Here is a 1,717-nt window from a genome sequence, read left to right as displayed (position 1 = left end):
AGCCTCGATCCTTCAGAGGTGATCGTTGCCGCATAGGGTGATCACTTCGCCCCGTTTGTCCCCGCTGTTCGCGGTCAGGGTCATCGCGTGTCGCTGCGGCTGCGCCGGGTTCCACGGTCCCGGGGTGGTGCGGGGCTCTCCTTCCTGGTCTTCGTCGGGGCGGGGCCTGCTCGTCAAGTGACGGCGGGAAGTTGGGCCAGGCGCTGCCAGGCCAGGACGAAGGCGGTTGCCCAGGGCCAGTCGGGGGCGAGGCGGAGGTGTCGGCGGCGGGCGTGGGCGGCGAGGCGGGCCGGCAGGTGGTAGATCCGGAACCGCATGGTGTCGGGTTCGGCGTCGGCGAGCTCGTCCTGGTCGTGCAGGGCCAGGAGGCGGAGCCAGGCGTCGAGGTCGGCGGCGAGGTTCGCGGCGAGCATCCAGCCCTGGTTCGTGGTGAAGGATTTCGAGGGCAGGTTGTGCAGGCCCATCGCCTTGTTCGTGCGTACCCGGTCTTCGACGACCGCGTGGTGCCGGTGCAAAGCGTCCAGCCACTGTGCCTGGTGGGAGCCGGGTATCCGGGTCATCTTGCAGATGTTGGTGGCGATGACCGAGTACTTGAAGCCGGTCTTCTTCTCGAAGTCGGTCAGGTCCTTGAGGTGGCGGCTGGAGGGCTTGACCCGGCGGACGATCAGCCGGAGTCCCTTGCTCCAGCCCTCGCGTGCGCTCAGCCCGCTCAACTCCGCGACCCCGTAGTCCTCCTGGAGGGTGCCGTCCTGGTTCAGGGAGACCTCCCAGGCCGTCTCGGGCAGGCGGGCGATGGCCTGTTCGTCGGTGTCGGTGATGGTCCAGCCGGTGGTGAAACGGACCGTGCGCCGATGGGTGTTCAAGCCGATGAGGTGTTCGTGCAGGCCGTGGGTGGCACCGGCGCCGTCGACGCGGATCAGGAGTTTCGCGGCCGAGGAACCGGGGATCTGGGCAAGCGCGTCGGTCAGGACCGTGAGGTGGTCGGCGACCGTGTTGCTGCCGGCGTTGCCCGGCCGCAACAGCATCGCCAGGCACTCGGACGTGTTCGCGCACCAGGCGGCCAGCGGATGGAACCCGAAGGTCTTCTTCCAGGTCGCCCGCGCCTGTTCCTTCTTCGATGCGGCCGTGATGATCGTGGCGTCCATGTCGACGATCACCCAGTTGTGCAGGCGTTTCCCGGCGACGGTGAGCCAGGGGAAGCCGCCGGGCCGCAGGGCCAGCCACGACCACACCATCCGGCGGACGCGTGCCCTGGCCCGGGCGAGCGCCGCGAGCCGGTCGGCATCGCACAACTCCAGGGTGCGGTGCACCGTGGAGTCCGAGACCGCAGGGCCGGTCACCCGCCCGTGATGCAGGGCGAGTTGCTCGGCCTCGGCCACATTGCGGGCACCCAGCGCGATCGCGATCGCCAGTTGGACGAACACCACCGCCCGATCCCGCCACCCCGGCCCGCCCGACGGGAACACCCCAGCCAGCGCCTCCGTCAGCCCCGACCGGTCCGCCAGCCGCCGCAGCAACACCATCCCGGCATACCCCACCAGCCCCTTCCCGTCAGCCCCCACGACCAGGCCACGGTCCCACCCTGTACGCTCGCTCACCAGAAAGGTGTCCTGATTCTTGCAACCGATGCTTCCTCGACAGTCGCATCCTCGCAGGTCAGGACACCTTTTCTGCTACCAGGCCGTCAGACCGGGCAATTCCGCTGAATAGTCAGGGT

The 1,717-nt window shown here is 68.8% G+C and carries 1 protein-coding gene; it reads right to left on the bottom strand.

From position 1 onward, the window contains the following. Positions 1-173: 173 nt before the first annotated feature. Positions 174-1,598 carry an IS1380 family transposase gene (locus tag AB0915_RS39115; RefSeq protein ID WP_366696162.1) on the bottom strand — a complete coding sequence of 475 codons (1,425 nt, stop codon included), beginning with the start codon at positions 1,596-1,598 and terminating at the stop codon, positions 174-176. Between the last annotated feature and the right edge of the window lie 119 nt (positions 1,599-1,717).

Source organism: Streptomyces sp. NPDC048411, from assembly GCF_040704695.1.
GTDB lineage: Bacteria > Actinomycetota > Actinomycetes > Streptomycetales > Streptomycetaceae > Streptomyces.
The sequence above is the reverse complement of the archived record's forward strand: the minus strand, read 5'-3'. Positions and strand labels throughout refer to the sequence as shown.